General features: G+C 71.3%; 7 protein-coding genes. 3 read left to right on the plus strand and 4 right to left on the minus strand.

Annotated elements, in window-relative coordinates; translation table 11 throughout:
- Positions 1–112 precede the first annotated feature (112 nt).
- On the plus strand, positions 113–355 hold the full coding sequence (locus ACY35P_RS08940; protein WP_462115483.1) for a hypothetical protein: 243 nt from the start codon (positions 113–115) through the stop codon (positions 353–355).
- Positions 356–424: 69 nt separating this feature from the next.
- On the opposite strand, the gene recQ is transcribed toward ACY35P_RS08940, so the two are convergent.
- Both recQ and ACY35P_RS08950 read right to left on the minus strand, forming a co-directional pair.
- A complete protein-coding gene (gene recQ, locus ACY35P_RS08945; protein WP_462115484.1) occupies positions 425–2,233 on the minus strand; it encodes a DNA helicase RecQ in 1,809 nt (602 codons plus the stop codon).
- Positions 2,234–2,708: 475 nt separating this feature from the next.
- A complete protein-coding gene (locus tag ACY35P_RS08950) occupies positions 2,709–3,254 on the minus strand; it encodes a Dps family protein (RefSeq protein WP_462115485.1) in 546 nt (181 codons plus the stop codon).
- Between the two features lie 99 nt (positions 3,255–3,353).
- On the opposite strand from ACY35P_RS08950, the gene hrpA reads away from it, so the two are divergent.
- A complete protein-coding gene (gene hrpA, locus ACY35P_RS08955) occupies positions 3,354–7,334 on the plus strand; it encodes an ATP-dependent RNA helicase HrpA (RefSeq protein WP_462115488.1) in 3,981 nt (1,326 codons plus the stop codon).
- A gap of 6 nt (positions 7,335–7,340) precedes the next feature.
- Here hrpA and ACY35P_RS08960 read toward each other — a convergent pair whose 3' ends face one another.
- On the minus strand, positions 7,341–7,832 hold the full coding sequence (locus tag ACY35P_RS08960; RefSeq protein ID WP_462115486.1) for a hypothetical protein: 492 nt from the start codon (positions 7,830–7,832) through the stop codon (positions 7,341–7,343).
- A gap of 57 nt (positions 7,833–7,889) precedes the next feature.
- Between ACY35P_RS08960 and ACY35P_RS08965 the strand changes: the two genes are divergently transcribed.
- Positions 7,890–10,046 (plus strand): RelA/SpoT family protein, encoded by a 2,157-nt coding sequence (locus ACY35P_RS08965; RefSeq protein ID WP_462115487.1) that lies wholly within the window; start codon positions 7,890–7,892, stop codon positions 10,044–10,046.
- On the opposite strand, the gene ACY35P_RS08970 is transcribed toward ACY35P_RS08965, so the two are convergent.
- Positions 10,047–12,128 carry a glycosyltransferase gene (locus ACY35P_RS08970; RefSeq protein ID WP_462115489.1) on the minus strand — a complete coding sequence of 694 codons (2,082 nt, stop codon included), beginning with the start codon at positions 12,126–12,128 and terminating at the stop codon, positions 10,047–10,049.
- Positions 12,129–12,140 lie beyond the last annotated feature (12 nt).

Here is a 12,140-nt window from a genome sequence, read left to right on the forward strand (position 1 = left end):
GGCAGGCGCCCCCGGTCGCGGCGCCCGCCCGGTTCAGGGGCGTGGGGGCTTGCCCCTATAGGCGCGCCGGTCGGTTCCGGGTACGGTCCCGACGTCGCCGAAGGAGCCTTCCGTGAAGCTCGACCTGTTCCGACGCACCGACGGCGCGCTCGTGGTGGTGCCTTCGCGTTTCGCGCGCGGGCTGCCGGCGCTCGCGACCGCCGGGCTGCGCTACATCCGGACGGTGGACCAGGAACTCGCGGTGCTGGGCGATGCACTGGTGCTGGACATCGGCCTCAACGGCTTCGCGGTCGCGCTGGGCGCGGACGCCGCGCTGCTGCGCAGCAGCCCGAGCGAGGACGCCATCTCCGCCTGAGCGGTCTCCGCCGGTTCCGATCGGTCCGGTCCGAGCGCTGGCCTGTGGGGGCGCTCCCGCGTGCGTAACCTAAGCGGCGTCGAACAGCTGCTGCAGCACCGCCTCGCCGTAGCGCTCGAGCTTCGTCGTGCCGATGCCCGGCACGCGTGCGAGGTCTTCGAGGTCCGCGGGATCGGCCTCGGCGATCGCCCGCAGCGTCGCGTCGTGGAAGATCACGTAGGCGGGGACGTTCTGCTCCCGCGCGACGCGCGCGCGCCACTCGCGCAGCGACTGGAAGCGCGCGAGCGACTCCGGGTCGAGGTCGAAGGCCTCGGCCTCGGTGGTGCGGCGGTCGCGGCGCGGTCGCGACACGGAGGCCGGCTCCTCGCGGAAGCGCAACGTCGTCTCGCCCTTCAGCACGGGCCGGCTGGCCTCGGTCAGCCGCAACGCGCCGAAATGCTCGACGTCCACGTCGACCAGGCCGCCCGCGACCATCTGCCGGAACACGCTGCGCCACTGGCGGTCGTCGAAGCCCTTGCCGACCCCGAAGACGGCGAGCGCCTCGTGGTGGAACTGCTGCACCTTCTCCGTCTTCGTGCCGCGCAGCACGTCCACGAGGTGGCCGACGCCGAAGCGCTGGCCGGTGCGGTAGATCGCCGACAGCGCCATGCGCGCGGCCTCGGTGCCGTCCCAGCTGCGCGGCGGGCTGATGCAGTTGTCGCAATTGCCGCAGGCGCCGCTGTGATCCTCGCCGAACCAGCGCAGCAGCGCCTGGCGCCGGCAGGCGGTGGTCTCGCAGAAGCCCAGCAGGGCATCGAGCTTGCGCAGCTCGAGCTGCTTGCGCTCCGCGGGCGCGTCGCCCTGCTCGATCATCTGGCGCAGGCTCACCACGTCGCCGAGGCCGTAGCTCAGCCAGGCCTCGGAGGCATCGCCGTCGCGACCGGCGCGCCCGGTCTCCTGGTAGTAGCCCTCGACCGACTTGGGCAGGTCGATGTGCGCGACGAAGCGCACGTCCGGCTTGTCGATGCCCATGCCGAAGGCGATCGTCGCGACCATGACGATGCCGTCCTCCTGCAGGAAGCGGCGCTGGTTCGCGGCGCGGACGGCCGCGTCCATGCCGGCGTGGTAGGGCAGGGCCTTCATGCCGGCCTTGCAGAGCTGTTCGGCGACGGACTCCACGCGCTTGCGGCTCATCGCGTAGACGATGCCGCTCTGGCCCGGGTGCCGCGTCAGGAAGTCGAGCAACTGGCGCGTGCCGCCCCCGTCCTTCGCGACCACCGTGTAGCGGATGTTCGGGCGGTCGAACGAGCTGACGAACTGCTTCGCGTCCTCCAGTGCCAGCCGCTCGACGATCTCGCGGCGCGTGGGCGCGTCGGCGGTCGCGGTGAGTGCGATGCGCGGCACGTCGGGCCAGCGCTCGTGCAGCACGGTGAGCTGGCGGTACTCCGGGCGGAAGTCGTGGCCCCACTGCGAGACGCAGTGCGCCTCGTCGATCGCGAACAGGCCCGGCTTCACCCGGTCGAGCAGCGACAGGAAGCGCGACGTCAGCAGGCGCTCCGGCGCGACATAGAGCAGGTCGAGCTCGCCGGCCACGAATTCGCGCTCGACCGCCGCCGCCCCTGCGGCGTCGAGCGACGAGTTGAGGAACGCAGCGCGCACGCCCACCTGCCGCAGCGCCTCCACCTGGTCCTGCATCAGCGCGATCAGCGGCGAGACCACGATCGCGCAGCCATCGCGCAGCAATGCGGGGATCTGGTAGCACAGCGACTTGCCGCCACCGGTGGGCATCAGCACGAGGGCGTCGCCGCCCTGGGCGACGTGCTCGACGATCTGCGCCTGCTCTCCGCGGAACGCCGTGTGGCCGAAGATGCGGTGGAGGAGGTCGAGGGCTGGGCTCATCGGAGATTCGGAGGAGACGCCACGAGACTATGGCGGCGAGTGGGAAGGAGTTCGACCGGAGTAGATCGTCGGACCGCGTCGGATTATTCGTCGTCCGTATTGCAGCGCATGCGACGTCCCGACGCGGAAACGCGCGGAACATAAACGTATCCCGACTGCAGCCTTTCCCGCTGCTGACTACGCATGAGTCTCGTCGCCTGAACGGCCGGATCGTGCACGGAACGGCAATGCGCGCGGAGGTAGGATTTTCCCATGCCCACGCGATGGGCGCGCCTACTTCCCTGTCAGGAAGGAAAAAGCCCCGGTCTCCCGGGGCCTTTTTTTTATTCCCGTTGCGCCGAAGCAACGGGCGAAGGTTCAGGTCGAGCCCTGCACTCTTGCGTCGCCGCCCCGGACGCGCAGTTCTTGATCCGCCATGATTGAGTGCTGGTACCAGGCGTCCGGGGCGACTTTTTCTTCGGCGAGCGGCCGCGGCTCACTGTAGCAGCGAACGCAGCATCCAGGCGTACTTCTCGTGGGTCTGCAGGCGCTCCCCGAGCAGGCCGACCGTCGGGTCGTCGCCCGCCGGCGCGGCGATCGACACCACCTGGCGCGCGCTGCGGCAGACGGCTTCGTTGCCCACGGTCAGCTGGCGCACCATCTCGCGCCAGTCGGCGGTCTCGGTCAGGCCCGGCTCCTCCGGCAGCGACGACAGGCGGATGAACTCCGAGTACGAGCCCGGCGCGTTGAAGCCCAGCGCGCGGATGCGCTCGGCGATGTCGTCCAGCGCGCCCCACTGCTCCGTGTACTGCGTTTCGAACATCACATGCAGGGTGTTGAACATCGGGCCGGTGATGTTCCAGTGGAAGTTGTGGGTCTTCAGGTAGAGCGTGAAGCTGTCGGCGAGGAAGCGCGACATCGCCTCCGCGATCGCCTTGCGATCGGCCTCTTCGATCCCGATGTTCACCTGCGGCATGCTGCCCGCCATCTGCGCGGCGCCGTTGCCCGCGGCGGTCTGGCCCAAACCGGATCCGTTCTGCATCTGCCTTCTCCCAAAGTCTTGCGGTGATACCGGCGACAATAGGCACCTCGCCGGTGCTGGTGAAATCGAACGTTTCTCTTGAACCGATCCACATCCCCTATCGCAGCGGGTCCCGAACTCCAGGCCGGACGCCGTCGCCTGGACGCGGCGATGTCGCGCGATCGCGCCCGCCTGCATGGGCTGTGGAGCCGCTGGAGCCAAGCACCGGCCGATGAAGCGCGCCGGACCGCGTTCGAGTCGGCGCTCGCCACATCCGTCGCGCAGCGCGAGGCGAGGGCGCGCAACCTGCCGGCCGCGACGGTGGTCGACGACCTCCCGATCGCCGCGGAGGCCGAGCGCATTGTCGAGCTGATCCGTGAACACCCGGTCGTGGTGATCGCCGGCGAGACGGGCTCGGGCAAGACCACGCAGATTCCGAAGCTCTGCCTCGCGGCCGGGCGCGGCGCGGCCGGCCTGATCGGCTGCACGCAGCCGCGCCGGATCGCCGCGCGCGCGGTGGCGCGTCGCGTCGCCGAGGAGCTGCAGGTGCCGATGGGCGGCGCCGTCGGCTACCAGGTGCGCTTCACCGACAACGTCGGCGACGACACCGTCATCAAGTTCATGACGGACGGCATCCTCCTCGCCGAGATCCAGTCCGACCGCTGGCTTTCGAAGTACGACACGCTGCTGATCGACGAGGCGCACGAGCGCAGCCTCAACATCGACTTCCTGCTCGGCTACCTCAAGCAGCTGCTCGAGCGCCGCCGCGACCTCAAGGTCATCATCACCTCGGCGACCATCGATACGGCCCGCTTCGCCGCGCATTTCAACGATGCGCCGGTGGTGAGCGTCGAGGGGCGCGGCTATCCCGTCTCGGTGCGCTACCGGCCGCTGGAGGGCGACAGCGAGGCGAACGCCTCGACCGGCCCGCGTCGTGGCCCGCTGCCGGACGAGGCCGACCGCGACGGCGCGCGCACGGTGAACGAGGCGATCGCGGCAGCCTGCGACGAGATCACCTCGGAAGACCCGCGCGGCGACGTGCTGATCTTTCTGCCCGGCGAGCGGGAGATCCGCGATGCGCACCAGGCGCTCGAGCGCCGCAAGTACCGGCACACCGAAGTGCTGCCGCTGTACGCGCGGCTCTCCACGCGCGACCAGGACCGCGTCTTCAATCCGGGTCCGCAGCGGCGCATCGTGCTCGCGACCAATGTCGCGGAGACCTCGCTCACGGTGCCGCGCATCCGTTACGTGGTCGATCCGGGCCTCGCGCGGGTCAAGCGCTACAGCCCGCGCGCCAAGCTCGACCGGCTGCACATCGAACCGGTCAGCCAGGCCAGCGCGAACCAGCGCATGGGCCGCTGCGGCCGCATCTCGGAAGGCACGTGCTATCGCCTGTATTCCGAGGCCGACTTCCGGTCCCGCGCCGAGTTCACCGACCCCGAGATCCGCCGCGCCGCGCTGGCCGGCGTGATCCTGCGGATGCTCGCGCTCGGCCTCGGCCGGATCGAGGAGTTCCCGTTCCTCGAGCCGCCCGACCCGCGCGCGATCGCCGACGGCTGGCAGCAACTCGCCGAGCTCGGCGCGGTGGACGAGACGCGCAAGCTCACCGCGATCGGCCGCCTGATGGCGCGGCTGCCGGTCGACGTGAAGCTCTCGCGCATGCTCGTCGCCGCCGAAGGCCATGGCGTACTGCGCGACCTGCTGGTGATCACCGCGTTCCTCGGCATCCAGGACCCGCGCGAGCGTCCCGCGGACCAGCGGGGTGCCGCCGACGCCGCGCACCTGCAGTTCTCCGATCCGCGCTCGGAGTTCGTCGGCATCCTGAAGCTCTGGCAGGCGTACGAGGATGCGCATGCGGACCTCACGCAGTCGAAGCTGCGGTCCTGGTGCGAGAAGAATTTCCTCGGTTTCCTGCGCATGCGCGAATGGCGCGAGCTGCATCGCCAGCTCAAGCTCATGGCCGGCGAGCTCTGGCCCGCGCACCAGGACGCCGCGGCGGCCGTCGGCGATGACAAGGCCGCGGCGACGCACTACACGAAGCTGCACCGCGCGATCCTTGCCGGCCTGCCGACGCAGCTCGGGCAGCGCACCGACCGCGGCTACGACGGCCCGCGCGGCCGCAAGTTCCAGATCTTCCCCGGCTCGCCGCTGGCGCGGAAGCCGCCGCCGTGGGTGCTCTCGGCGACGCTGCTCGACACCGAGCGGGTGTGGTCGCTGATCAATGCCGGGTTCGAGCCGCAATGGGCGATCGATGAACTTCCGCACCTGCTGTCCCGCCGGCAGAGCGATCCGCGCTGGTCGCGCGCGCAGGGCCGGGTGATCGGCAGCGAGCAGATCTCGCTGTTCGGCCTCGTCCTCGCGCCCAAGCGCCCGATCCACTACGGCGCGATGTTCCCCGAGGAGAGCCGCGCGATCTTCGCGCGGGACGCACTCGTCACTGGCGAGATCAACACGCGCTCGGTCTTCCTGAAGAAGAACCTGGCGACATTGCAGAAGGCGAAGGACGAAGAGGCCAAGCAGCGCCGCGCCGGGCTGGTCGTCGACGAGGAGTGGATGGCGCAGTGGTACCTCGACCGCATTCCCGCGCATGTGCACAACGTGCAGGCGCTCGACGCCTGGTACGGAAAGCTGCCGGCGGCCGAAAAGGCGGGCCTGGAGTGGTCGCTCGACGACCTGATGATCGGCGAGGCGACCACGGCATCGCGGTTCCCGCCCTTCCTGCGGATGGGCGACGTGCAGCTCGCCGTGAAGTACCGCTTCGAGCCCGGCGCACCCGACGACGGCATGACCCTCGCGGTGCCGCTGCACCTGCTGAATGCGCTGGACGCGCCGCAGCTCTCCTGGCTCGCGCCGGGCTTCGTCGCCGACAAGGCCGCCGCGTTCATCCGTGCGCTGCCCAAGGCGCTGCGCCGCAACTTCGTCCCCGCGCCGGATTTCGCGAAGGCGTTCGCCGAGGCGCACGGTGCATGGGAAGGCGGGGGTCCGGTCGAGCCCGACACGTTCGCCGGCACGCTCGCCCGCTTCCTGTCGCGCCTGACCGGCACGGCGGTCGCCGGCACCGACTTCGACGAGTCGACGGTCGAGCCGCACCTTCGCATCAACCTGCGCCTGCTCGATCGCGACGGAAAACGCGTTCTCGCCGAATCGCGCGACCTCGACGACCTGCGCGATCGCTTCGGCGCCCTCGCCGCGGATGCATTCGCCGAAAAGGCGTCCACCGGGCTCGCGCAGGAGGGGCTGGTCGCGTTTCCGTCGACGACCCTGCCCACCACCGTGCGCGGCGTCGGCGGCGTGCCCGCCTTCCCGGCGCTGCACGACGACGGCGAATCGGTGTCGGTGCAGGTCTTCGCGCAGCGCAGCGAGGCGGAGCAGGCGCATCCGGCCGGCGTGCGTCGCCTGCTGCGCATTGCGCTCGGCGACCGCATGCGCCAGGCGCGCAAGCAGTTGCCGGTGTCGCCGAAGACGGCCCTGCTGTACGCCGCCATCGAATCCTCCGCACCGCGGACCGGCGAGGCCGCCACGCTCAAGGAGGGCGACCGCCTGCGCCTCGATCTCGTCGAAGGCGCGTTCCAGGCGCTCGCCGCCGAAGGCCTCGACGCGATCCGTTCACCCGAGGCCTTCGATGCACGGCGCGAGACGGTCGCCAAGGGACTCTTCCCGGAGGCGACGTCACGCCTGCGCGAGGCCGAAGCGATCCTCACCGCCGTCGCCGAGGCACGCGCGAAGTTCGAGTCGCCGCTGATGGGCTGGGCGAGCGGCAACCTCGACGACATGCGTGCGCACCTCGCCGCGCTGACGCCGCCGGGCTTCCTGCGCGACGTGCCGGCCGCCGCACTGCGTGAGTACCCGCGCTACCTGAAGGCCCTCGCGCTGCGCGCCGAGCGCGCCCTGCGCGATCCCGCCCGCGACCAGGCGCGGATGCTCGAGCTGCGCCCGTTCGTGCAGGCGCTCCTCGGTGCCCCGCCCGAGCACGCAGGCTGGGACGCCCTGCGCTGGGACCTGGAAGAACTGCGCGTCTCGCTGTTCGCGCAGGAACTCGGCGCACGCGGTGGCGTGTCGCCGAAGAAGCTCGCCCAGCGGCTCGCGCAGCTGGGCGGCTGAACGCGCTTACTTGACGCGCATCACCTTGGCGCGCGTGCCGTACTTGCCGACCGCCATGTACCAGGCATTGCCGATCACGCTCGGCGAGATCGTCACCTGCGGATCGGTCAGCCGCACGCCGGCGAGGCTCGCCTCGTCGACCTGGCGCCAGACCTGGCCGTTGGCGAGCGTGTACGTGCGCCCGGTGCCGAAACCGCGGAATTCGCCCGCGATCGTGGACTTGATCGGGTCGGTCGAGCCGAAGCTGAAGAAGCCGCGGTTGTCGTCCTCCACCTTCTTCTTCGCGGCGACCGCGGCCTTCGCCGTCTCGGACTCGATCGTCCGGCCCAGCCAGGTGTTCAGGCGCGCGAGCTCGTCGGCCGACAGCTTGTCGAGGCCGGACGCCTTGAACTCCTCCGGCGACATCTGCTGCTGGATCGGCGGCGCGGCGATCGCGCCGAAAGCGGTGCAGGCGAGGGCGACGGCGAGCACCAGCGCGCGCGAACGGACAAGGGCCATGAACTGTTCCTCCGGACGGATGCCGGCTAGTGTAGACCGCTCCCCTCCGGCTCCCCGATGAACGCGCCGCCTCCGACGACGCACGGCTTCGACGACGCGCTCGCCCATCCGGCGGCGGCCTCGCTCGGGCGGTCGCTGCGCGAGGCGCTCGCCGCAGTGGCGCCGCAGCCCATCGACGCGGACGCCTGGCCGCGCATCGAGGCGACGCTCGCCGCCCTCGCGACCCTGGGCGCCGATGGCGAAGTGGTCGCCGCGGCGCTGCTGTTCGACTGGCCGGGCCTCGCCGAATCGCTCGGGGCCGGCTTCGCGACCGCGTTTCCCGCGGTGCTGGCGCTCGTCGACGGACAACGCGCCGCGGAACCGGTGTGGACGCTGCACGCGCGACATCCGGGCGATCGCGGCAGCGAAGGGCTGCGCCGGCTGCTGCTGGCGATGGTGCGCGACCTGCGCGTCGTGCCGATCCTGCTCGCGCGCCAGCTCGCGCGCTTGCGCGGCGCCGCATCGCTACCGGAGGAAGAGCGCCGCGCGCTCGCCGCGCTCACCCGCGACATCCATGCGCCGCTCGCCAACCGGCTCGGCATCTGGCAGCTCAAGTGGGAGCTCGAGGACCTCGCGTTCCGTTTCCTCGAGCCGGCGACCTACCAGCAGATCGCGCGGTTGCTCGACGAGAAACGCGTCGCGCGCGAGACGTACATCGAGAACGTCAAGACGGTGCTGCGTGAGGCGCTGGCCGCGCAGGGCGTGCAGGCCGACGTGGCCGGGCGCCCGAAGCACATCTACAGCATCTGGAAAAAGATGCAGCGCAAGAGCGTGCCGATCAGCGAGCTCTACGACCTGCGCGCCGTGCGCGTGCTCGTCGACGACCTCGCGGCCTGCTATGCCGTGCTCGGCGTCGTGCATGCGACGTGGGTGCCGATCCCGAGCGAGTTCGACGACTACATCGCGCGCCCCAAGCGCAACGACTACCGCTCGCTGCACACCGCGGTGGTCGGGCCCGAAGGCAAGACGCTCGAGGTGCAGATCCGCACGCACGAGATGCACCGCCAGGCGGAGCTCGGCGTCGCGGCGCACTGGAAGTACAAGGAAGGCGGCGGCCCGGGCGGCGCGAGCGCGACCGCCACGGCCGCGTTCGAACGCAAGATCGCCTGGATGCGGCGCCTGCTGGAGCAGCCGGGCGAGGAGGGCGCGCTCGCGGGCGAACTCGACAGCGAACTCGTCGAGGACCGCGTCTACGTGCTCACGCCGAAGGGCGAGGTGGTCGACCTGCCCGCCGGTGCGACGCCGCTCGACTTCGCCTACCACGTCCATACCGACGTCGGGCACCGCTGCCGGGGCGCGAAGGTGGACGGCCGCATCGTGCCGCTCGACCACAAGCTGCGCAGTGGCGACCACGTCGAGATCCTCACGGGCAAGGTGTCGGAGCCGCGGCGCGACTGGCTCGTCGCATCGAACGGCTTCCTCGCCAGCAGCCGCTCGCGCGAGAAGGTGCGCACGTGGTTCAACCGGCTCGACCGCGAACGCAATGAGCAGGCCGGTCGCGAGATGCTCGAGAAGGAACTGCGGCGCCTGTCGCTGCTCAGCGCCGACCTGGCGCCCGCCCGCGAGCGCTTCCACGCCGCCACCGACGAGGACCTGCACGTGCTGGTCGCGCTCGGCGACGTCGGCCCGCACCAGGTGGCGCGCGTGCTCCTCGAGCACGAGCGCGCGCAGCGAGACTCCACGACGCCCGAGCCCGCGGCACAGCCGGCGCGCCGCGCGCGCCCCGCGCGCGAGGCGGAATTCACGGTCGAAGGCGTCGGCAACCTGCTGGTGCAAATCGCCCGTTGCTGCCAGCCGCTGCCCGGCGAGGCGATCGTCGGCTATCTCACCCGCGCCCGCGGCGTCAGCGTGCACCGCCCCGACTGCGCGGCCTTCGCGCGCCTCGCCGCTGCCGAGCCACAACGCGTGCTCCCGGTGGAATGGCGTCGGGGCGGCAGCGCCTACGAGGTCGACGTCGAACTGCAGGCCGTCGACCGCAAGTGGCTGTTGAAGGAAGTCACCAACGTGACCGCGCAGAACGGCGTCGGCCTGTCGAGCCTCAATACCGAGCACGAGGCCGGCGGCGGGCGCGTGCGCCTGCGCCTGCGACTGCGGGTCGCCGATTACGGCCAGCTGTCGATGGTGCTCGGCAAGCTCGCGGCGCTGCCCGGCGTCGAGCAGGCACGGCGCGCCTAGTCAGCCGCGCAGGGCGCGCAGCATCGTCTCGCGTGCGGCGTCCGCCGAGAAGTGCCGGCGCACGTTGTCGAGCCCGTTGGCCGCCAGCCGCGACCACAGCGCCTCGTCCCCGTACAGGCGCAGGACCGCCGCGGCGAATGCCTGCGGCGTGTCGGCGACCAGCACATCCTCGCCGTCGCGCAGGTGCATGCCTTCCACCGCGCAGCCCGTGGCGACCACCGGCTGCCCGTGCGCCATGCTCAGGTTCACCTTGCCCTTCACGCCCGCGCCGAAGCGCAGCGGTGCGACGGCGATGCGCACGCCGTCCATGAACGGATCCAGGTCGGGCACGTGGCCGTGCACGCGCACACCGGGGATGGCGGCGAGCGCGGCGATTTCGGCGGGCGTGTCGGCCCCGATGCAGTGGAAGGCGATGTCGGGCCGTGCCGCATGGATCGTCGGCCACGCCTCGCGAACGAACCACGTCACCGCGTCGACGTTCGGCGGATGGCGGAAGCCGCCCACGAAGACGAGGTCGCGACGCTCCGCGAACGGGCGGCCGGCACCGGCGACTTCGTGCACGTTGGACACGATCTCGACGTGTGCGGACGGTGCCTCGCGCCCCAGCAATTCCTGCTCGACGCCACTCACCACCAGCGTCACGTCGCTGCGCGCGATCACGTCGAGCTCGAGCGCCCGCGTGCGCGCAGCGGCGCGTGCGGCGGTCGCATCGCCCAGCGTGTCGGCGGCGCGTTGCTCGCGCAGGTAATGCAGGTCGACGGTGTCGAAGACGACGCGGGCCTGCGGCGCGTGGCGCCTCACCAGCGGCAGGAACTCCCGCGCGACGTAATGGCGGCACAGCAGCACGGCTTCGAACCGTGCACCGTGCCGGCGCAGCCAGGCGGGCGCGCGTTCGGCCCACGGCGCATGCCAGCACTCCACGCCCAGCGCCTGCAGGGCGGCGGTCGCGGCACCGGCGTCGCGGCGGTTGGCGGGCAGGAAGACGACGTGGAAGCCCTCGGCCATCAGCAGCCGCATCAGGTTTACCAGGCGCAGCGAGCCGGAGTCGCGCGTGGGATCGGGCGTCAGCGCATCGACGATCAGCACCGTCGGCTTCTTCGGGCGTGCCGCGGCATCGGGATCCCCGTCGGGCGCCGGCTGCGCGGCGAGCGCCCCTGCCCACTTCTCCGCGAACTTCAGGCGGTTGATCGCCTGGTAGGCCTTGGTGCCCTGCGCGATGTCGGTGCCCGACGTGACGCCCTCGCAGTGCACGACCATCGACGCCGGTTGCACGCGAACCTCGAGCCCCTTCGCGCGCACGGCGAACGCGAGGTCGGTGTCCTCGTAATACGCCGGCGTGTACCGCGTGTCGAACCCGCCCAGCGATGCGAACAACGTGCGCCCGATCGCGATGGCGGCACCCGAGCAGTAGTCGGCCTCCCTGCAGAAGGCATAGCGCGAATCCGCGGGATCGCCGAAGCGTCCGTAGTTCCAGCCGTTGCCGTCGCGGAAGACGAGTCCGCCGGATTCCTGCAGCCTCCTGTCGGGATAGACCAGCTGCGCGCCGACGAGGCCGGTGCGCGGATGCGTTTCGAACGTCGACAGCAGCGCCTCCAGCCAGCCCGGCTGCGGCACGGTGTCGTTGTTGAGGAAGACCAGCACGTCGCCCCGGGCGATCGAGGCGCCGTCGTTGCATGCGGCGATGAAGCCGCCGTTCACGGCACGGCGATGCAGTCGCAGGCCTTCGATGCCGGTGAGTGCGTCCGCCGACTCGTCGGGCGACGCGTCGTCCACCACGATGACCTCGTGCGGCGTCGACGGTGGATGCCCGGCCAGCGCGCGCAGGCAGGCGAGCGTGTACTCGAGGTGCCCGTAGGCGGGAATGACAAGGCTCGCGCGTGGCACGTCCGAGGGGCGCAGCAGCAGGGGCGCGTCGGCGGCGGGCGCGTAGAGGGCAGGCGAGGGCGCGGCCGGGCGGGGACGCAGGTGGTCGCGCACGCGATCGAGCGTGCCGGGAATGCCGCGCATGCGCAGGCTGGTGCCGGTGCGGCGCAGCAGGCCGGCGGCGCGGGCGAGTGTGAAGCGGAGGCCGGCCCAGCTCATCGGAACGCGGTC

This window comes from Lysobacter xanthus, assembly GCF_047159895.1.

Coding starts and splice junctions, on each gene's coding strand:
- ACY35P_RS08960 (WP_462115486.1), bottom strand. CDS start 7,832: ATGGCCCTTGTCCGTTCGCGCGCGCTGGTGCTCGCCGTCGCCCTCGCC.
- ACY35P_RS08970 (WP_462115489.1), bottom strand. CDS start 12,128: ATGAGCTGGGCCGGCCTCCGCTTCACACTCGCCCGCGCCGCCGGCCTG.
- recQ (WP_462115484.1), bottom strand. CDS start 2,233: ATGAGCCCAGCCCTCGACCTCCTCCACCGCATCTTCGGCCACACGGCG.
- ACY35P_RS08950 (WP_462115485.1), bottom strand. CDS start 3,254: ATGCAGAACGGATCCGGTTTGGGCCAGACCGCCGCGGGCAACGGCGCC.
- ACY35P_RS08965 (WP_462115487.1), top strand. CDS start 7,890: ATGAACGCGCCGCCTCCGACGACGCACGGCTTCGACGACGCGCTCGCC.